We start from the raw sequence: 18,668 nt of genomic DNA, 5'->3' as shown, positions 1-18,668 counted from the left end.
CGCCGTTCGCGCGCCCCTCGAAGAGACGAATACTCGCTATGTTTGAAAAAATCCTCATTGCCAACCGCGGTGAAATCGCGCTGCGCATCCAGCGTGCGTGCCGCGAGCTCGGCGTCAAGACGGTGGTCGTCTACTCGGAAGCCGACAAGGAAGCCAAGTACGTGCGCCTCGCGGACGAAGCCGTCTGTATCGGCCCGGCCCCGTCGAACCTGAGCTACCTGAACATGCCGGCGCTGATCAGCGCCGCGGAAGTCACCGACGCCGAAGCGATCCACCCCGGCTACGGCTTCCTGTCGGAGAACGCCGATTTCGCGGAACGCGTCGAGCAGTCGGGCTTCACGTTCATCGGCCCGCGCCCGGAAACGATCCGCATGATGGGTGACAAGGTCACCGCGAAGCAGACGATGATCAAGACCGGCGTGCCGTGCGTGCCGGGCTCGGAAGGCGCGTTGCCGGACGATCCGAAGGAGATCGTCAAGATTGCGCGCGCGATCGGCTATCCGGTCATCATCAAGGCGGCGGGCGGCGGTGGCGGGCGCGGGATGCGCGTCGTGCACACCGAGGCCGCGCTCGTCAACGCGGTCAACATGACCCGCGAGGAAGCCGGCCGTGCGTTCGGCAACCCGCAGGTGTACATGGAGAAGTTCCTCGAGAACCCGCGCCACATCGAAATCCAGGTGCTGTCCGACGCGTACAAGAACGCGATCTGGCTCGGCGAACGCGATTGCTCGATGCAGCGCCGCCACCAGAAGGTGATCGAGGAAGCGCCGGCGCCCGGCATTCCGCGCCGCCTGATCGACCGCATCGGCGACCGCTGCGCGGACGCCTGCAAGAAGATGGGCTATCTCGGCGCGGGCACGTTCGAATTCCTGTATGAAAACGGCGAGTTCTACTTCATCGAGATGAACACGCGCGTACAGGTCGAGCATCCGGTATCGGAGCTGATCACGGGCGTCGACATCGTGCAGGAACAGATCCGCATCGCGGCCGGCGAGAAGCTCACGCTGCGCCAGCGCGACATCCAGTTCCGCGGACATGCGATCGAATGCCGGATCAACGCCGAAGATCCGTTCAAGTTCACGCCGTCGCCGGGCCGGATCACGTCGTGGCATACGCCGGGCGGCCCCGGCGTGCGCGTCGATTCGCACGCCTACAATGGCTATTTCGTGCCGCCGAACTATGATTCGATGATCGGCAAGCTGATCACCTACGGCGCGACGCGCGAGCAGGCGATCAGCCGGATGCGCATCGCGCTGTCCGAAATGGTCGTCGAAGGCATCCAGACCAACATCCCGCTGCACCGCGAGCTGATGATCGATTCGAAGTTCGTCGAAGGCGGCACCAGCATCCACTACCTCGAAAACCGGCTCGCCCAGAAGCAGCAGGTCGCACCGGAAGAAGCGTAAGCATGAGCTATCGCGAACTCGTCGTCGAACTGGCCCGTGAGCACGCGGAGGCACTGTCCGACGCGCTGCTCGAACTCGGCGCGCTGTCGGTGTCCGTGGAAGACGCCGACGCCGACACGCCCGACGAACAGCCGCTCTTCGGCGAGCCGGGCCTCGTGCCCGACCGCACCGCGTGGCAGCACTCGCGCGTGGTCGCGCTGCTGGCGGCCGAGCATGAGCCGGCCGTGCTGCTCGCCGCAGCTGCCAACGAGATCGGCATCGCTGAAACGCCGACGTTCGTCGTCCGCGAAGTCGAGGAACAGGACTGGGTGCGACTCACGCAATCGCAGTTCGAGCCGATCCCGATCGGCGAGCGGATCTGGGTCGTGCCGTCGTGGCACGATGCGCCCGATCCCGATGCGCTCGTCCTCGAACTCGATCCGGGCCTCGCGTTCGGCACCGGCAGCCATCCGACCACGCGTCTGTGCATGGAATGGCTCGAGCAGTCGGTGAAACCGGGCCAATCGGTGCTCGACTACGGTTGCGGCTCGGGCATTCTCGCGATCCTCGCGAAGAAATGCGGGGCGAACCCCGTCATCGGCATCGACATCGATCCGCAAGCCGTCGAATCGGCACGGCAGAACAGTGAACGCAACCGTGCGGAAGTCACGTACGGGCTGCCCGATGCGTGCCCGGACGGCGAATTCGATATCGTCGTCGCGAACATCCTGTCGAATCCGCTGAAGCTGATGGCGTCGATGCTCGCATCGAAGGTCAAGCCGGGCGGGCGCATCGCGCTGTCGGGCGTGCTCGCGCGCCAGGCGGACGAAGTCGCGGCCGTCTACGCGCGCTACGTCGACATCTCGGTCTGGCGTGAACACGAAGGTTGGGTATGCCTCGCCGGAACCCGGCGCGAAAGCCATTAGAATAGCGCTGTCCTTCACTCTGGCCAGCAGGCCGCCCGGCTCGACATGCTTCTTGCGACGCGCTGCCCTCATTGCGAAACCGTCTTCCGGCTGCAGCAGGAACAGCTCTCGCTGCATCAAGGGCTCGTGCGCTGCGGGCATTGCCACGAAGTCTTCAACGCATCCGAGTCGCTCGTTCCCGAGCATGCGCAGCAGCCCGAGCCGGCCCTGACCGAACCGGCTGCCGCGCCGGACGAAGGCAACACGCACCATCCGGCCCCGCCGGCCCGGCTGTTCACTGCCGATGCGCCGGCCGGGGCATCTTCCGACACCGATTACAAGCCGGAAGGCTGGGACATGTGGGCGCCGTGGCTCGACGCCGGCGTCGACCCGTCGCTGCAACACAACGTGCAGACCGTGCGCACCGAGCCGCTGATACCGCTCGCCCTTCCGTCCACCGACGCCGGCGTCGTTCACTTGTCGGGCACGCCCGCGCCGTTCGCCCCCTCCCCGGCCGAGCTGGACACTTCCGCAGCCGTCGCGCAACCAGCCGAATCGCTGCAGACGCAAACACCGCGGGATACCGAATCATCGGCCGCACCCGTCGAGCGAGACCCGCGTGAGCCGCGCTTCGTTGCGCACCGCCCGTCGGACGCAGATACCGCTCACGATGCCCCCGAACCCTTCGGCACCGCGCACTTCGCCGTGCCGGACGACGAACGCGCGCCGCGCGAACCGCGTTTTGCATTCGCGCCGGCACCGGCCATCGCCGCGGCCGGATCCGAACCCGACACCGGTACCGACGCAAAAGCACCGCACGACGAGAAACCAGCCGCGGCCGCCAGCGCGCCGGCCGCACCGTTCCCCGCTGCGCTGACCGACGACGATCGCCCCCACTTCGCCGTGACGCGCGAGACGCGCGCCCCGCAGCGGCGCGGAATGCTCGGCGGCTTTTTCGGCGGCCTCGTCGCCGCCGTGCTGGCCGTGCTGCTCGTCGCGCAACTCGCGTGGTGGCAACGCGAAACGCTGATGATCCACTGGCCGGTCACGCAGGGCTGGTTCCGGCAGGCCTGCGCGCCGCTCGGCTGCACGGTCGCGCCGCCGCGCGCGATCGACGGCCTGCGGCTCGACGCGACCGACCTGCGCCAGCTCGACGGCCCGCGCGAGCTCGAGCTGAAGGTACCGCTGACGAACCGCTACCGCGTCGCGCTCGCCTACCCGTCGCTCGAACTGACGCTGCTGGACGACACCAACCACGTGACCGTGCGCCGCGTGCTCGCGCCGCGCGACTACGTGCGCCCGGGCACGCCGATCGACGCCGGGTTGCCGCCCGGCACGACGCAGACGATGGTCGTCCGCCTCGAAACGAACGGCACGCCCGCCTCGAATTTCCGCGTCCAGATCTTCTATCCGTGACGCACCGCGGCGCGCGCATGCGCGCCCGTCTCAACCCGCGCGCCCGAGCGGCGCGCTATTTCGGAGCACGAACATGAGCAAAGTTACGCTGGGTGGCAACCCGATCGATCTCGCCGGCACGTTCCCGGCCGTCGGCGCCCAAGCCGCCGATTTCAAGCTGGTCGGCAAGGACCTCGCCGACCTGTCGCTCGCCAGCTTCGCCGGCAAGCGCAAGGTGCTGAACATCGTGCCGAGCCTCGACACGCCGACCTGCGCGACGTCGACCCGCAAGTTCAACGAAGCCGCATCGTCGCTCGACAACACGGTTGTCGTCGTCGTGTCGGCCGACCTGCCGTTCGCGGCGACGCGCTTCTGCACGACCGAAGGCCTCGAGAACGTCGTGACGGCTTCGACGTTCCGTACCGGCCGCGCATTCGCGAACGCATACGGCGTCGACGTGACGAGCGGCCCGCTGAACGGCCTGACCGCCCGTGCCGTCGTCGTGCTCGACGCGCAGGACAAGGTGATCCACGCGGAACTCGTCGGCGAAATCAAGGACGAGCCGAACTACGATGCAGCACTCGCCGCACTGAAGTAAGCTTTCTTTCGCTTTCTCCTGCCGCGCCGCGCCTTTCGCGCGGCGTTGTCGCGCAGGGTCCCTCATTTCTACAGGAACGCACACCTTGGCTACGTTGATTTGCGGCTCGATCGCCTACGACTCCATCATGACCTTCGAAGGGCGGTTCCGCGAGCACATCCTGCCCGACCAGGTGCACCTCATCAACCTGAGCTTCCTGGTGCCGACGATGCGCCGCGAATTCGGCGGCTGCGCGGGCAACATCGCGTACGCACTGCACCTGCTCGGCGGCGATGCACGCATGATGGGAACGGTGGGCGCGCTCGACGCGCAGCCGTATCTCGACCGCCTCGACCAGCTCGGCCTGCGCCGCGACCACGTTCGCGTGCTGCCCGACACCTATACGGCGCAGGCGATGATCACGACCGATCTCGACAACAACCAGATCGCGGCGTTCCACCCGGGCGCGATGATGCAGTCGCACCTGAACCACGCGGGCGACGCGCCGGACATCAAGCTCGCGATCGTCGGCCCTGACGGCTTCGACGGGATGGTCCAGCACGTGGAAGAACTCGCCAAGGCCGGTGTGCCGTTCGTGTTCGATCCGGGCCAGGGCCTGCCGCTGTTCGACGGTGCGACGCTGCGCCGCAGCATTGAACTTGCGACCTATGTAGCGGTCAACGACTACGAGGCCAAGCTGGTGAGCGACAAGACGGGATGGTCCGAAGATGAAATCGCCAGCCGGGTCGACGCCCTCGTCATCACGCGTGGCGAGCATGGCGCGACCATCCGCCACAAGCAGGGTGCAGAGCAGATTCCGGTCGTACCGGCCGAGCACATCGCCGATCCGACCGGCTGCGGCGATGCCTTCCGGGGCGGCCTGCTGTACGGCATCGAGCATGGCCTCGACTGGGCAACCACGGGCCGCCTCGCGAGCCTGATGGGCTCGATCAAGATCGCCCACCAGGGGCCCCAGACTTACGTACTGACGCGCGCCGAGATCGACGCGCGCTTCGAGACTGCATTCGGTTACAGTCTCAAATGAATATTGTGGGAGAGCAAAGATGTTGACGAAAAAGACCCTCACGCTCGCGGCCATGCTGACGGCCTCGCTGACGCTCACCGGTTGCTTCACCGCGCCGGGCTCGGCGGATGTCTATAGCGTCGGCCAGGCGCAGCGCGAACAGACGGTTCGCATGGGCACGGTCGAAAGCGTCCGTGCAGTGCGCATCCAGTCCGACGGCGGCGGCAGTGCGATCGGCACGCTCGGCGGCGGCGCACTCGGTGCGGTGGCAGGCAGCGCGATCGGCGGCGGCAAGGGATCGATCCTGACCGCGATCGCGGGCGGTCTCGTCGGTGCGGTCGCAGGCAACGCAGTCGGCGAAAACCTCAGCACGGCGAACGGTGTCGAAATCACCGTGCGCCTCGACAACGGCGATCTGCGCTCGATCACGCAGGCAGCAAGCGGCGAAGCGTTCCGCGCCGGCGAGCGGGTGCGACTGCTGTCGAGCGGCGGCGTCACGCGCGTCACGCACTAACAGGTACCTCAGCTCGCGGCGCAAGCCGCGGTCGAACGCATGTGCGAAGCTGCACATGCGTTTTTTTTCGTCCGTACTCGCCGCGGCCCGCATACGGGCAGCCGGCATACGGGCACATCGGCAAACACGGACGAAAAAAATCCCGCCACCTGAGCCAGATGGCGGGACTGATTGAGTAGCGCTACTCAACCCACGGACACCATGTGAGTGTCCGGGTGGTACGGCTCAGCCTCGATTACGGACGGCTGCCGGTCGGGAACGGCCATGCCGCTGCCGGGTTGAGCGCGGTCTTCACGCCCGATGCCGGCGCAACCGATGCGGTCGACGCGGTCGTTGCCGGCGCAGCCTTCTTCACGACGGCCTTCTTCGGAGCTGCAGCCTTCTTGGCCGGTGCAGCAGCCTTCTTCGCCGGAGCAGCGGCCTTCTTCGCAGGAGCAGCGGCAGCCTTCTTCGCAGCAGGCGCAGCCTTCTTCGCGGCAGCCTTCTTAGCAGGCGCGGCCTTCTTCGCAGCAGCCTTCTTAGCAGGCGCGGCCTTCTTCGCAGCAGCCTTCTTCGCCGGTGCGGCCTTCTTCGCAGCAGCCTTCTTCGCCGGTGCGGCCTTCTTCGCAGCAACCTTCTTCACTGCGACTTTCTTGGCTGCAACCTTCTTCGCTGCGGCCTTCTTCGCCGGTGCTGCCTTCTTCGCGGCAACCTTCTTCACCGCGACCTTCTTGGCTGCAACCTTCTTCGCTGCGGCCTTCTTCGCCGGTGCTGCCTTCTTCGCGGCAACCTTCTTCACCGCGACCTTCTTCGCAGCAACCTTCTTCACTGCAGCAGCCTTCTTCGCCGGAGCAGCAGCCTTCTTCGCAACGGTCTTCTTGGCAGCAACTTTCTTAGCAGCCGGTTTCTTCTTGGCGGTAGCCATGTTGTTCTCCTTCAGGTTCAGATGAGAGTCAGTTCAAACTACACCCTTCGTCAAAACCCGCTTCCCGCGGACGCTGTTCAGGACGTGCGCTTCGAAGCGGGCTATTCATCGGCGTACGCGGATACCACGCGCTTACGCTAATGAATACGGTATGGCGCGCGTGACCACCCGGCCTCGCGCGCCAAATCAAGTCGGTAGCCGGCGCACCTCGCGCCGCTACCCCTAATCGCTTGATCAAGCGGACCGCCACACGGCCGTCCGCTTTTTCCGGAGGGAAGTTTGCCCATCCCACTGAAGGGTTCGCAAAGTGCCTGTCGTGTCGTTGGGCCGTTAAGGCACCGGGCATGCTTTGCATCAGGCGTTCTTGCTCCTAAACCTTGGGCCGGGGCCGAGAGGCCACCGGCTGCTCACATCATGTGACGGGTTCGCTGCTGCGGGTTATTCCCAGGACAGCGCACCGCCCGTCTGATACTCGATCACACGCGTCTCGAAGAAGTTGCGTTCCTTCTTCAGGTCGATCATCTCGCTCATCCACGGGAACGGGTTTTCCTCGTTCGGGTACAGCGGATCGAGGCCGATCTGCTGGCAACGGCGGTTGCTGATGAAGCGCAGGTAGCTCTTGAACATCGACGCGTTCAAACCCAGCACGCCGCGCGGCATCGTGTCTTCGGCGTAGCGGTATTCGAGTTCGACAGCCTGCTTGAACAGCTCGCGGATCTCGGCGCGGAATTCCGCGGTCCAGAGATGCGGGTTCTCGAGCTTGATCTGGTTGATCAGGTCGATGCCGAAATTGCAGTGCATCGACTCGTCGCGCAGGATGTACTGATATTGCTCTGCAGCACCCGTCATCTTGTTCTGGCGGCCGAGCGCGAGGATCTGCGTGAACCCGACATAGAAGAACAGGCCTTCCATGATGCAGGCGAACACGATCAGCGACTTCAGCAGCTTCTGGTCCGCTTCGAGCGTGCCGGTCTTGAAGGCCGGATCCGTCAGCGTGTGGATGAACGGGATCAGGAATTCGTCCTTCGCGCGGATCGACGTGACCTCGTGGTACGCGTTGAAGATCTCGCCTTCGTCGAGACCGAGCGATTCGACAATATATTGGTACGCGTGCGTGTGGATCGCTTCCTCGAACGCCTGGCGCAGCAGGAACTGCCGGCACTCGGGCGCCGTGATGTGGCGGTACGTGCCGAGCACGATGTTGTTCGCCGCGAGCGAATCGGCCGTCACGAAGAAACCGAGGTTGCGCTTCACGATGCGGCGCTCGTCCTCGGTCAGACCGTTCGGGTCCTTCCACAGTGCGATGTCGCGGGACATGTTGATTTCCTGCGGCATCCAGTGGTTCGCGCAACCGGCCAGATACTTTTCCCACGCCCACTTGTACTTGAACGGCACCAGCTGATTCACGTCAGTCTGGCCGTTGATGATGCGCTTGTCGGCGACATTGACCCGCGCTTCCGAACCGCCGGCGGGAACAGCCGATGCTTGCGGCGGCACCGCAAGATCGCCTTCGAAAATGTCACGGACCTGATGGGCGGCAGGCGTTGCAGCCTGCATTCCGACAGCCATCCCGGCGGAGGTGCGCATTGCGTTTTGCTGCGCTCCGCTCGCGGGGGTTACGGCAGTCTTCTCGTCATCCCAGTTGAGCATAAATTCTCACCATCAATTTAGAACGGTTTGTACCATCTTTTCCTGAGCGATAAAAGGGTTCGCTCACGAAAAATCCTTTTTTCGATTCGCGTTGCGACCTCGATACAACACTTTGAGCAACGCATCGTCATTCATGCAGCGCGCGATGTGAGTCGCGCGTGTATCGCGAGGTGCGCTCGACGCATCGAACGCTGATCGAAACGCGACGTCGTCGGGGATGTTTCGATCGCTTGTCACTGCCTGCAACGCAGGTGCCGCGTTACAGATTCCTTATCATTTTTTTAGTTGAGAGCGGCGCACACTTCAACCTCGATCGGTCGTCGTGTGCGCCGCCCTTGCCTGCTTCTCAGGTCAGGCGCACTGCGTTACTGGCACGCTTCGCACTCGTCGAAGCCGGGATCGCCCGGACGCATCGTGCACACCGGACCATCCGCCTCGACCGGCGCGAGTGCCGGCGCTGCGTTGACCGCGCCCGACGACGCATCGCCGCCCGCCGCACCAAAGCCGCCCGCTGCGCCTTGCGCGCCGCCGCTGCTCGAGCCGCCGGTCGGCACTGCGTTCAGTGCGCCGTGCGCGACCGTCGACTTCTCGACGTGCGTCGCCGCCATCGTGCGGAGGTAGTAGGTCGTCTTCAGGCCGCGCAACCATGCGAGCTTGTAGACCTCGTCGAGCTTCTTGCCCGACGCGCCGCCCATGTAGATGTTCAGCGACTGCGCCTGGTCGATCCACTTCTGGCGACGCGATGCCGCTTCGACCAGCCACGTCGGGTCGACTTCGAACGCGGTCGCGTAGATCGCGCGCAGGTCGGCCGGGATACGGTCGATGCGCGACAGCATGCCGTCGAAGTACTTCAGGTCAGCGACCATCACTTCGTCCCACAGGCCGCGTTCCTTCAGGTCGCGGACGAGGTACTCGTTGACCACCGTGAATTCGCCCGACAGGTTCGACTTCACGTACAGGTTCTGGAAGGTCGGCTCGATACAGGCCGACACGCCGATGATGTTCGAGATCGTCGCCGTCGGCGCGATCGCGACGCAGTTCGAGTTGCGCATGCCGTGTGCGGCGATCCGCGAGCGCAGCGACGTCCAGTCGAGCGACTCCGAGGTGTCGACCTCGACGTAGCCGCCGCGCGCTTCCGTCAGCAGCTTCAGCGTGTCCTGCGGGAGGATGCCGCGATCCCACAGCGAGCCGCGGTAGCTCGAGTAGCGGCCGCGCTCTTCGGCCAGCTCGGTCGACGCGTAGTACGCGTAGTAGCAGACCGCTTCCATCGAACGATCGGCGAACTCGACCGCCGCTTCCGACGCGTACGGTGTGCGCAGCAGGTGCAGGCAGTCCTGGAAGCCCATGATGCCCATGCCGACCGGACGGTGCTTCAGGTTCGAGTTACGCGCCTTCGGCACCGCGTAGTAGTTGATGTCGATCACGTTGTCGAGCATGCGCATCGCGACGCTGATCGTGCGCTTCAGCTTCTCGTGGTCAAGCGCGTAGCTGCCGTCGGCCTGCTTCACCAGGTGGGCGACGAGGTTCACCGAGCCGAGGTTGCACACCGCGATTTCGGTGTCGCTCGTGTTCAGCGTGATTTCCGTGCACAGGTTCGACGAGTGGACGACGCCGACGTGTTGCTGCGGCGAGCGCACGTTGCACGGATCCTTGAACGTGATCCACGGGTGGCCCGTCTCGAACAGCATGCCGAGCATCTTGCGCCAGAGCTGCTGCGCCGGGATCTTCTTGAACAGCTTGATCTCGCCGCGCGCGACCTTCTCTTCGTAAGCCGTGTAAGCCTTCTCGAAATCGGCGCCGAACTTGTCGTGCAGGTCCGGGCAGGTCGACGGCGAGAATAGCGTCCAGTCGGCGCCTTCCATCACGCGCTTCATGAACAGGTCGGGAATCCAGTTCGCCGTGTTCATGTCGTGCGTACGGCGGCGGTCGTCGCCGGTGTTCTTGCGCAGCTCGAGGAATTCCTCGATGTCGAGGTGCCACGATTCGAGGTACGCGCAGACCGCGCCCTTGCGCTTGCCGCCCTGGTTGACCGCGACGGCCGTGTCGTTCACGACCTTCAGGAACGGGACCACGCCTTGCGACTTGCCGTTCGTGCCCTTGATATGCGAGCCGAGTGCACGCACGCGCGTCCAGTCGTTGCCCAGGCCGCCGGCGAACTTCGACAGCAGTGCGTTTTCCTTCAGCGCTTCATAGATGCCGTCGAGATCGTCCGCGACCGTCGTCAGGTAGCACGACGACAGCTGCGAGCGGTGCGTGCCCGAGTTGAACAGCGTCGGCGTCGAGCTCATGAAGTCGAAGCTCGACAGCACGTTGTAGAACTCGATCGCGCGCGTCTCGCGGTCGATCTCGTTCAGCGACAGGCCCATCGCGACGCGCATGAAGAATGCCTGCGGCATTTCGATGCGGGTGCCGTCGACGTGCAGGAAGTAACGGTCGTACAGCGTCTGCAGGCCGAGGTAGCCGAACTGCAGGTCGCGGTTCGCGTCGAGCGCTTCGCCGAGGCGCTTCAGGTCGAACTGCAGCAGCTTGTCGTCGAGCAGGCCGGCGTCGACGCCGCGCTTCAGGAACTGCGGGAAGTATTCCGCGTAACGGGCCGGCATCTCGGCCTGGACGACTTCCTCGCCGAGGATCTCGCGACGGATCGTGTGCAGCAGGATGCGGGCCGTGACCTGGCTGTATGCCGGGTCCTTCTCGATCATCGTGCGCGCCGCGAGGATCGCCGAGTCGTAGACCTGGCTCATCGGCACGCCGTCGTACAGGTTCTTCACCGTTTCGGCGACGATCGGGTCAGGGTTAACCGCAGCGCCGAGGCCGTCGCATGCCGACACGATCAGCGCGCGCAGCGCGTTCAGGTCGAGCGGACGCGTGACGCCGTTGTCGACGACGTTGATGCCGGTGCTCGACTCGCCGCCCGCTGCCGCGGCTTCCTCGCCCGCATGCTGGCGCTCGAGGTGACGCTTCTCGCGATACAGCACGTACGCACGCGCGACGTTGTGCTCGCCGCCGCGCATCAGCGCGAGTTCGACCTGGTCCTGGATGTCTTCGATATGGAACGTACCGCCGTTCGGGCGGCTGCGCACGAGCGCGCGCACGACGTTGTGCGTCAGCTGTTCGACCTGCTCGCGCACGCGCGCCGAAGCCGCGCCCTGCCCGCCGTTGACGGCCAGGAAAGCCTTGGTCACCGCGATCGCGATCTTCGAAGGTTCGAACGATACGACGCTGCCGTTGCGGCGGATCACCTTGTAGTCGGCGAACGTGGCCTGCGGCGCGAGCGCCTTCGCGCCCTGTTCGGTCCCGCCGAGCGGACGGCTCGAGGCGCTCTCGTACTGGGACGTCGCGTTGTCGGTGGTTTGCATGTGCAAAGCTCCTGGTGTTGGATGGTGCGGAGAGAACCGCGGATTAAAACGAACGCTGCGCAACGCGGTGCGCGAGCGGTAAGAGGCGAGCGATGCGCCGGGGAAGCCGGTTCGGTCGATGCGCGACAACCGAGCCGGTCGTGTGCTTCGTCATGTATCCCCTGCCCCGTCGAAGTTCGCTGCGCTGATCGCGACGCCTGGACCGCCCGGCCTGACGCGCCGCCCTGAGAACCCTGTCCGCCGGCGTTGGCCGCCGGCCGGTGCCGCTCGGGTTTCCCCTGCGACACACACTATATCTAGTGCAGAACCGCTCAACTGGCACCAAGTATAGTGGACATTCGGAGGACGTCCAAACGGATAATTTGCGGTGGAGGTCTTGACATCGCTCACGCGCAGACACGACAAGGCATTGGTCGGAGAAAAAACTTTCTCCGATCAAAAAACCCCGCGATCAGTGCTGACGGAAAGGAAAGTATTCGGCGGAAAACCCGGCATCGCTCGCGAAGCGTTGCCAATCGAAATGCGGGCCCGGGTCGGTCTTGCGGCCCGGCGCGACGTCCGAGTGCCCCGCGAATGCGTCGACCGGGTAGCGTGCGGCGAGCGCGCGGGAGAGTGCGGCGAGCGTCGCGTACTGCGCGTCGTCGAACGGCACGTCGTCCGCGCCCTCGAGCTCGATGCCGATGGAGAAGTCGTTGCAGCGCGGCCGGCCGAAGAATTCGGACGAGCCCGCGTGCCACGCGCGCTCGTCGCACGACACGAACTGCACGAGTTCGCCGCTGCGGCGGATCAGGAAGTGCGCGGACACGCGCACGCCGCGCAGGTGGCTCTGGTAATAAGGGTGCGCATCGCAGTCGAGGCGATTCAGGAACAGCGCCTCGATCGCGTCGCCGCCGAACTCGCCGGGCGGCAAGCTGATGTTGTGGACGACGACGAGCGTCGGCACCGCGCCCGCGGGCCGCACCTCGTAATTCGGCGACGGCGCGTGACGCGCTTCACGCACCCAGCCGTGTGCATCGACCGACAGTCGTGCTGCGTCGTTCATCGGGCGTCGTGGCCGCTCGCGCGTGCACCGTGGCGCTGCGCGTGCTCGGTGCTGCAGAAGTATTCGCCGCCCGCGACGACGGCATCGCCCTTCGGCGCATGCACGCCGCATTCGGCGCAGCGCACCATCGGCTCGGGCAGCGAGCGGGCGGCGTCGCCGTTCGGCCGCGCAGCCCCGGGGCCGCCGGTGCCGGGCGCGCCGTCGTAACCGGCGCCGCGGCCGGTGCGCGCCTGCGCGTGCTCCTGCGCCTGGCGCAGCTTGCGCGCGAGCCACGAACCCGCGAAGAAGAGAAGGATCAGGAGAAGAATCTGTCGCATCGGAAACCTGCGTTCAAACCACGGAACGGTGCAGCAGCACCTCGAAAACGAACCGGCTGCCGACATACGCGAGCAGCAGCGCGGCGAACGACACGAGCACCCAGCGCGCAGCACCGCGGCCACGCCAGCCCGACGTCTTGCGGGCGACCAGCAGGCCGCCGAACATCAGCCACGACAGGATCGCGAATACGGTCTTGTGGTCGAGCCGCAGCGCGCGCGCGTCGACCTGTTCGCTGAACAGGATGCCCGACGCGAGCGTCAGCGTGAGCAGCACGAAGCCGGCGCCGATCAGGCGGAACAGCAGCTTCTCGAGTGTGAGCAGCGGCGGCAGCGTCTCGAGCCAGCTCGCGATCCAGCCCGTCGAGCCGTCGCGTCCGCCGCTCCTCAGCGACTGCAGGCGCCGCTCGACCATCAGCATCAGGATCGCGTGCAGCGCGGCGATCGCAAACAGCCCGTACGCGATGTTCGCGATCAGGAAGTGCAGCTTGAACAGCGGCGCTGCGGCATAAGGAAGCACCCGCACGCCGCCGAACACGAGCGGCAGCAGCGACGCACCGCACGCGAGCGGCAGCACGAGCAGCCGCAGGCTGTCGAGCGGGAAGAAGAAGCTCTCGATCCAGTAGATGCCGGCGCCGAGCCAGAACATCGCGGACAGCGCGAACGCGAAGCCGAACACCATCGCGTCGTGCGGGAAGATGGTCGTATGGAGCAGCACGCCGTGCGCGACGAGCGCGGCGAACAGCAGCGCGCGGCCGGCCCCGCTCATCCCGGACGCGGCGGACGCGGGAACCGGCACGGCCGGCACGCTCGCGACGAGCGGCGTCGCGCCCTGGCGGTGCGTGCGCCAGCCTGCGACGGCAAGGCCGCCGTACAGGAATGCGGTGAGGGCATACAGTACAATATCCATGTTCGAAGTTTACACTAGGCCCCCTTCCCGCGACGGCTCCCTTTGTTCGGTTCCGCCGCGCCTTCGGGCCCCACTGTCCATCGCTCCCCATGCTCGACAATCTCACTCAACGGATGGCGCGCGTCGTCAAGACGCTGCGCGGCGAGGCCCGGCTTACCGAGGCGAACACGCAGGAGATGCTCCGCGAGGTGCGTCTCGCGCTGCTGGAGGCCGACGTTTCGCTGCCGGTCGTCCGCGAATTCATCGCCAAGGTCAAGGAAAAGGCGCTCGGCGAAGAAGTGATCAGCAGCCTGTCGCCGGGTCAGGCGCTCGTCGGCGTGGTCCAGAAGGAACTGACCGCCGTGATCGGCGGCGACTACGAAGGCAAGGCCGCCGAGCTGAACCTCGCGGTCACGCCGCCCGCGGTGATCCTGATGGCCGGCCTGCAGGGCGCGGGCAAGACCACGACCGCCGGCAAGCTCGCGAAGCTGCTGCGCGAGAAGTACAAGAAGAAGGTGCTGACCGTGTCGTGCGACGTGTATCGCCCGGCCGCAATCATGCAGCTGAAAACGGTGACCGAGCAGGTCGGCGCCGACTTCTTCCCGTCCACGCCGGACCAGAAGCCCGTCGACATCGCGGTCGCGGCCGTCGACTGGGCGAAGCGCCACTACCATGACGTGCTGATCGTCGATACGGCCGGCCGCCTCGGTATCGACGAGGCGATGATGCAGGAAATCGCCGCGCTGCACGGCACGCTGAAGCCGGCCGAAACGCTGTTCGTCGTCGACGCGATGCTCGGCCAGGACGCGGTCAACACCGCGAAGGCGTTCAACGACACGCTGCCGCTCACCGGCGTAGTGCTGACCAAGCTCGACGGCGATTCGCGCGGCGGCGCCGCGTTGTCGGTGCGTCACGTCACGGGCAAGCCGATCAAGTTCGTCGGCGTGGCCGAGAAGCTCGACGGTCTCGAGGTGTTCCACCCCGACCGGATGGCAAACCGGATCCTCGGCATGGGCGACATCCTCGCCCTCGTCGAGGAGGCGCAGCGCGGCGTCGACGTGCAGGCCGCGCAGAAGCTCGCCGACAAGGTCAAGAAAGGCGGCGACTTCGACCTGAACGATTTCCGCGCGCAGATCTCGCAGATGAAGAACATGGGCGGCCTGTCGTCGCTGATGGATAAGCTTCCGGCGCAGTTCCAGCAGGCGGCGGCCGGCGCCGACATGGGCCAGGCCGAGAAGTCGATCCGCCGGATGGAAGGCATCATCAGCTCGATGACGCCCGCCGAGCGCGCGAAACCCGAGATCATCAAGGCGACGCGCAAGCGCCGCATTGCAGCCGGCGCGGGCGTGCCGGTGCAGGAAGTCAACCGGATGCTGAACCAGTACGACCAGATGCGTACGATGATGAAGAAGCTGAAGGGCGGCAACATGCAGAAGATGATGCGCGGCCTGAAGGGCATGATGCCCGGCATGCGCTGATTCCGCCGATCGGCCGGCGCGCGGGTTTTTGCTGTAGCGCGCGCCGGCCGTTCTGCTTCATTCTTATTTGTATACCGACTGCCCGCCAGAACACATGAACCGCGAAGAAGCCCTCCACATTTTCAACCACTCCGAAGAGATCGTCTCGGCCGACGCCGTCAATGCGTCGATCTCCCGGATGGCCGACGCGATCCGCGCCGAGATCGGCGATGCGTTCCCGCTCGTTCTCTCGGTGATGGGCGGCGCCGCGGTGTTTACCGGGATGCTGCTGCCGCATCTCGATTTCCCGCTCGAATTCGACTACATCCACCTGACCCGCTACCGCAACACGACGCAGGGCAGCCCGGAAATGCACTGGCGCGTCGCGCCGCGCGAATCGGTGAAAGACCGGATCGTGCTCGTGCTCGACGACATCCTCGACGAAGGCGAGACGATGGCCGCGATCCGCGACCGCATCCTCGACATGGGCGCGAAGCGCTTCATGTCGGCCGTGCTGTGCGAGAAGACGCTCGCGAAGGCAAAGCCGCTGCACCCCGACTTCTGCGGCTTCGCGGTGCCGGATCGCTACGTGTTCGGCTGCGGGATGGATGCGAAGGGCTACTGGCGCAACCTGCCGACGATCCGCGCGCTGACCACGAACGTCTGAGCGCCCCGCTCCGCACTATATAAATAGAAAGCGGCGCTCCGGTTTCCCGGAGCGCCGCTTTTTTGTGGGCACGCGCCGCGCCGCCTACAGCTGGTGCACAAATGCGCGGATGCCGCCCAGCATCATCTCGACCGAAATCGCGACGAGCACGAGGCCCATCAACCGCTCGAACGCCGCGACGGTCCGTTCGCCGATCCATTGCTGGATCCGCTCGGCCAGCACCAGCGTCACCGCGCAGACGATCATCGTGACCGTCAGCGCGCCGACCCACTCCAGCATCTTGCCGGGCCCCTGCGACGTCAGCAGCATCACCGTCGCGAGCGCCGACGGCCCGGCGAGCGCCGGTATCGCGAGCGGCACGATGAACGGCTCGCCGCCCGCGCGCGGATCGTTGCCGAGTGCGCCGTCCGGATGCGGGAAGATCATCCGCAGCGCGATCAGGAACAGCACGATCCCGCCGCCGAGCCGCAACGACAGGTCGGTGAGGCTCATCATCCGCAGGAAGCGGTCGCCGACCAGCATGAAGAACAGCAGGATCACGAACGCGATCCCCACTTCACGCAGGATCAGCTTCACGCGCCGCTCGCGCGGCACATCCCGCATGGCCGAAATGAACAGCGGGATGTTGCCGAGCGGATCGGTGATCAGCACCAGGAGCACGGTGGCCGACAGGAAGGTGTATTCCACCGCGTTCCCCGGTCGGTGCGCTTAGCGCGCGAGCGCGGCGCGGATCTTCTCCACGACCGTCGCCGCAGCCGCGTCGGCCGGCAGCAGCGTCGCTTCGGCGTCGCGGCGGCCCTGATACTCGATCTTGCCTTCCTTCAGGCCGCGCTCGCCGATCACGAGACGATGCGGCACGCCGATCAGCTCCCAGTCGGCGAACATCACGCCCGGGCGCTCGCCGCGATCGTCGAGGATCACGTCGATGCCGGCCGCGGCGAGTTCCGCGTACAGCTTGTCGGCGGTCTCGCGCACCATGTCGCTGCGGTCATAGCCCATCGGGCACAGCACGACTTCGAACGGCGCGATCGATTCGGGCCAGATGATGCCGCGGTCGTCGAAGTTCTGCTCGATCGCCGCGCCGAGGATACGCGTGACGCCGACGCCGTAGCAGCCCATCAGCATCGGCTGCGGCTTGCCCGACTCGTCGAGGAACGTCGCGCCCATCGCTTCCGAATACTTGGTGCCGAGCTGGAACACATGGCCGACCTCGATGCCGCGGCAGATGTCGATCACGCCCTTGCCGTCCGGCGACGGGTCGCCCTTCTTCACGTTGCGCACGTCGGCGACGTCCGGCTCGGGCAAGTCGCGGCCCCAGTTCACGCCGGCGATGTGATAGTCGACCTCGTTCGCACCGACGACGAAGTCGCTCATGTTCGCGACCGTGCGATCGGCGATCACCTTCACCGGCTTCTTGGTGCCGACCGGGCCGAGGTAGCCCGGCGGCGTGCCGAACCACTCGACGATTTCCTGCTCGGTCGCGAAGCGGTGGTTCTTCAGGCCCGGCAGCTTCGACACCTTGATCTCGTTCAGGTCATGGTCGCCGCGCAGCATCACGAGCCAGATGGTCGGCTCGGCGCCTTCGTTGTCGGTCGCGAGCACGATCGACTTGATCGTGCGCTCGAGCGGGATGGCCAGCAGTTCGGCGACGGCTTCGCACTTCGCCTTGCCCGGCGTCGCGACCTTCGCCATCGCCTCGGCCGGCGCCGCGCGTTCGGCGATCAGCGGCAGCGCTTCGGCCGCCTCGACGTTCGCCGCGAACTCGGACGTCGGGCAGTACGCGATCGCGTCCTCGCCGGTGTCGGCGATCACGTGGAATTCGTGCGAGAAGTTGCCGCCGATCGAGCCGCTGTCGGCCGCGACCGCGCGGAACTCGAGGCCGAGACGCGTGAAGATGCGCACGTACGCGTCGTACATCTTGCGATACGACTCGTTCAGGCCGGCCGCATCCTTGTCGAACGAGTACGCGTCTTTCATGATGAATTCGCGGCCGCGCATCACGCCGAAGCGCGGACGGATCTCGTCGCGGAACTTCGTCTGGATCTGGTAGAAGTTCACCGGCATCTGCCGGTAACTCTTGATCTGGTTGCGCGCGATGTCGGTGATGACTTCCTCGTGCGTCGGCCCGATCACGAAGTCGTTGTCCTTGCGGTCCTTGAAGCGCAGCAGCTCGGGGCCGTACTGTTCCCAGCGGCCCGATTCCTGCCACAGCTCGGCCGGCTGCACGGCCGGCATCAGCAGCTCGATGGCGCCCGCCCGGTTCATTTCCTCGCGCACGATCGCCTCGACCTTGCGAATCGAACGCAGGCCGACCGGCAGGTAGTTATAGATGCCGCCGGCGACGCGACGGATCATGCCGGCGCGCACCATCAGCTTGTGGCTGACGATCTCTGCGTCGGCGGGTGCTTCTTTCAGGGTGCCGATAAAGAAACGGGAAGCTTTCATGCGGACGGTTCCAAAAACGGCGCCCCCAGGCGGGGCGCCCGAAAAAGTTTCAAGGTGAAAAAGCTGCGCGCGGCGAACAGCAATGGACGACGATGGCGCAGACGACGTAGCAGACTAATCAGGGACAATTCAGCCGGTGTACCC

Annotated in this window: 17 protein-coding genes; 8 read left to right on the top strand and 9 right to left on the bottom strand. The window is 65.7% G+C overall.

All coding sequences use genetic code 11. The features are described from left to right. Positions 1-38 precede the first annotated feature (38 nt). The 6 genes from accC (at position 39) to VK92_RS12400 (ending at position 5,800) form a co-directional block, all read left to right on the top strand. Positions 39-1,406, top strand: a complete 1,368-nt coding sequence (gene accC, locus VK92_RS12425; protein ID WP_021161890.1) for an acetyl-CoA carboxylase biotin carboxylase subunit — start codon at positions 39-41, stop codon at positions 1,404-1,406. A 2-nt stretch (positions 1,407-1,408) separates the two neighbouring features. Next, entirely contained in the window at positions 1,409-2,311 is a 903-nt protein-coding gene (prmA, locus tag VK92_RS12420; RefSeq protein WP_021161891.1) for a 50S ribosomal protein L11 methyltransferase, read from the top strand. Between the two features lie 45 nt (positions 2,312-2,356). Next, complete coding sequence (locus tag VK92_RS12415) at positions 2,357-3,706, top strand: zinc-ribbon and DUF3426 domain-containing protein (RefSeq protein ID WP_048026094.1); 1,350 nt, start codon at positions 2,357-2,359, stop codon at positions 3,704-3,706. A gap of 73 nt (positions 3,707-3,779) precedes the next feature. Next, positions 3,780-4,283 carry a thiol peroxidase gene (tpx, locus tag VK92_RS12410; RefSeq protein WP_027783488.1) on the top strand — a complete coding sequence of 168 codons (504 nt, stop codon included), beginning with the start codon at positions 3,780-3,782 and terminating at the stop codon, positions 4,281-4,283. An 85-nt stretch (positions 4,284-4,368) separates the two neighbouring features. Next, entirely contained in the window at positions 4,369-5,307 is a 939-nt protein-coding gene (locus VK92_RS12405) for a carbohydrate kinase family protein (protein WP_021161892.1), read from the top strand. A gap of 19 nt (positions 5,308-5,326) precedes the next feature. Then, positions 5,327-5,800: a glycine zipper 2TM domain-containing protein gene (locus VK92_RS12400; protein WP_021161893.1), complete on the top strand. Its 474-nt coding sequence runs from the start codon at positions 5,327-5,329 to the stop codon at positions 5,798-5,800. A gap of 235 nt (positions 5,801-6,035) precedes the next feature. Here VK92_RS12400 and VK92_RS39885 read toward each other — a convergent pair whose 3' ends face one another. The 7 genes from VK92_RS39885 to VK92_RS12370 form a co-directional block, all read right to left on the bottom strand. Further along, a complete protein-coding gene (locus tag VK92_RS39885; RefSeq protein ID WP_021161894.1) occupies positions 6,036-6,704 on the bottom strand; it encodes a histone H1-like DNA-binding protein in 669 nt (222 codons plus the stop codon). Positions 6,705-6,732: 28 nt separating this feature from the next. Beyond that, the gene (locus VK92_RS39880; RefSeq protein ID WP_080982133.1) at positions 6,733-7,059 is read right to left on the bottom strand and encodes a hypothetical protein; all 327 of its coding nucleotides are present in this window, start codon (positions 7,057-7,059) and stop codon (positions 6,733-6,735) included. An 83-nt stretch (positions 7,060-7,142) separates the two neighbouring features. Continuing rightward, complete coding sequence (locus tag VK92_RS12390; RefSeq protein WP_014898151.1) at positions 7,143-8,354, bottom strand: ribonucleotide-diphosphate reductase subunit beta; 1,212 nt, start codon at positions 8,352-8,354, stop codon at positions 7,143-7,145. A 365-nt stretch (positions 8,355-8,719) separates the two neighbouring features. Continuing rightward, the gene (locus VK92_RS12385; RefSeq protein WP_021161897.1) at positions 8,720-11,710 is read right to left on the bottom strand and encodes a ribonucleoside-diphosphate reductase subunit alpha; all 2,991 of its coding nucleotides are present in this window, start codon (positions 11,708-11,710) and stop codon (positions 8,720-8,722) included. A 451-nt stretch (positions 11,711-12,161) separates the two neighbouring features. After that, complete coding sequence (gene ampD, locus VK92_RS12380) at positions 12,162-12,752, bottom strand: 1,6-anhydro-N-acetylmuramyl-L-alanine amidase AmpD (protein WP_021161899.1); 591 nt, start codon at positions 12,750-12,752, stop codon at positions 12,162-12,164. Further along, positions 12,749-13,069: a PP0621 family protein gene (locus tag VK92_RS12375; RefSeq protein WP_027788431.1), complete on the bottom strand. Its 321-nt coding sequence runs from the start codon at positions 13,067-13,069 to the stop codon at positions 12,749-12,751. Before VK92_RS12375 ends, ampD begins: the two co-directional genes overlap by 4 nt. A gap of 13 nt (positions 13,070-13,082) precedes the next feature. Further along, entirely contained in the window at positions 13,083-13,976 is an 894-nt protein-coding gene (locus VK92_RS12370) for a cytochrome C assembly family protein (RefSeq protein WP_027788432.1), read from the bottom strand. Between the two features lie 89 nt (positions 13,977-14,065). Between VK92_RS12370 and ffh the strand changes: the two genes are divergently transcribed. Further along, complete coding sequence (ffh, locus tag VK92_RS12365) at positions 14,066-15,433, top strand: signal recognition particle protein (RefSeq protein WP_048026091.1); 1,368 nt, start codon at positions 14,066-14,068, stop codon at positions 15,431-15,433. A gap of 94 nt (positions 15,434-15,527) precedes the next feature. Next, on the top strand, positions 15,528-16,079 hold the full coding sequence (locus tag VK92_RS12360; RefSeq protein ID WP_021159891.1) for a hypoxanthine-guanine phosphoribosyltransferase: 552 nt from the start codon (positions 15,528-15,530) through the stop codon (positions 16,077-16,079). Between the two features lie 84 nt (positions 16,080-16,163). Here the strand turns inward: VK92_RS12360 and VK92_RS12355 are convergent, their stop codons facing one another. Then, positions 16,164-16,766 carry a MarC family protein gene (locus VK92_RS12355; RefSeq protein WP_009688453.1) on the bottom strand — a complete coding sequence of 201 codons (603 nt, stop codon included), beginning with the start codon at positions 16,764-16,766 and terminating at the stop codon, positions 16,164-16,166. 21 nt (positions 16,767-16,787) lie between these two features. Continuing rightward, complete coding sequence (locus tag VK92_RS12350) at positions 16,788-18,524, bottom strand: proline--tRNA ligase (RefSeq protein WP_048026089.1); 1,737 nt, start codon at positions 18,522-18,524, stop codon at positions 16,788-16,790. Positions 18,525-18,668 lie beyond the last annotated feature (144 nt).

The organism is Burkholderia sp. LK4, assembly GCF_001043615.1.
In the GTDB taxonomy this organism is placed as follows: Bacteria; Pseudomonadota; Gammaproteobacteria; order Burkholderiales; family Burkholderiaceae; genus Burkholderia; species Burkholderia cepacia.
This window is presented reverse-complemented; position numbering and strand designations above follow the sequence as displayed.

Bases quoted from the DNA above. Each gene is read 5' to 3' on its own strand.
- prmA (WP_021161891.1), top strand. From the start codon at position 1,409: ATGAGCTATCGCGAACTCGTCGTCGAACTGGCCCGTGAGCACGCGGAG.
- ampD (WP_021161899.1), bottom strand. From the start codon at position 12,752: ATGAACGACGCAGCACGACTGTCGGTCGATGCACACGGCTGGGTGCGT.
- VK92_RS12375 (WP_027788431.1), bottom strand. From the start codon at position 13,069: ATGCGACAGATTCTTCTCCTGATCCTTCTCTTCTTCGCGGGTTCGTGG.
- accC (WP_021161890.1), top strand. From the start codon at position 39: ATGTTTGAAAAAATCCTCATTGCCAACCGCGGTGAAATCGCGCTGCGC.
- VK92_RS39885 (WP_021161894.1), bottom strand. From the start codon at position 6,704: ATGGCTACCGCCAAGAAGAAACCGGCTGCTAAGAAAGTTGCTGCCAAG.
- VK92_RS12370 (WP_027788432.1), bottom strand. From the start codon at position 13,976: ATGGATATTGTACTGTATGCCCTCACCGCATTCCTGTACGGCGGCCTT.
- VK92_RS39880 (WP_080982133.1), bottom strand. From the start codon at position 7,059: ATGCAAAGCATGCCCGGTGCCTTAACGGCCCAACGACACGACAGGCAC.
- VK92_RS12400 (WP_021161893.1), top strand. From the start codon at position 5,327: ATGTTGACGAAAAAGACCCTCACGCTCGCGGCCATGCTGACGGCCTCG.
- VK92_RS12385 (WP_021161897.1), bottom strand. From the start codon at position 11,710: ATGCAAACCACCGACAACGCGACGTCCCAGTACGAGAGCGCCTCGAGC.
- VK92_RS12360 (WP_021159891.1), top strand. From the start codon at position 15,528: ATGAACCGCGAAGAAGCCCTCCACATTTTCAACCACTCCGAAGAGATC.
- VK92_RS12350 (WP_048026089.1), bottom strand. From the start codon at position 18,524: ATGAAAGCTTCCCGTTTCTTTATCGGCACCCTGAAAGAAGCACCCGCC.
- tpx (WP_027783488.1), top strand. From the start codon at position 3,780: ATGAGCAAAGTTACGCTGGGTGGCAACCCGATCGATCTCGCCGGCACG.
- ffh (WP_048026091.1), top strand. From the start codon at position 14,066: ATGCTCGACAATCTCACTCAACGGATGGCGCGCGTCGTCAAGACGCTG.
- VK92_RS12390 (WP_014898151.1), bottom strand. From the start codon at position 8,354: ATGCTCAACTGGGATGACGAGAAGACTGCCGTAACCCCCGCGAGCGGA.
- VK92_RS12415 (WP_048026094.1), top strand. From the start codon at position 2,357: ATGCTTCTTGCGACGCGCTGCCCTCATTGCGAAACCGTCTTCCGGCTG.